Raw genomic sequence first — 401 nt, forward strand, 5'->3', positions numbered from 1 at the left:
TCCTTCGCTGATATCGCAATCCATTCTTCCGCTTCTACGGCAAGCTCTTTCATGCCACTAATTTCGAGTGTTTCATCGGCCGCTAGCATGATGGTACTGTTACTTTGAAATGTTACGCCATCTCCATCATCCATCTTTAAGTCCAAGACACCATCTACTGCACTAAAGGTAATATCACCAACACCTAATGTCACATCTTTCCCAACATTAGTCGCCAATGATTTAACGGTAGTGTCCGCCATTTTCTTCGTCTGCTTTTGCCCGCCCTCTGGTGTGGCTGGATTAACACGCACCGAGCTGATAACGATGGCATCTTCTTCAACTGCACTTGGAAAATGCAATTGAGCACGTGCACCTTTTTGAGGCATTAAATACATAACACCATTGGCATCTGCTGAATA

1 pseudogene is annotated in these 401 nt (G+C 44.6%); it reads right to left on the reverse strand.

Annotated features, from left to right (window positions below):
- A pseudogene (locus ABNX05_RS26115) lies at nt 1-401 on the reverse strand (hypothetical protein); the annotation flags it as partial.

Origin of the sequence: Lysinibacillus zambalensis, from assembly GCF_040183165.1 — a bacterium.
Taxonomy (GTDB): Bacteria; Bacillota; Bacilli; order Bacillales_A; family Planococcaceae; genus Lysinibacillus; species Lysinibacillus zambalensis.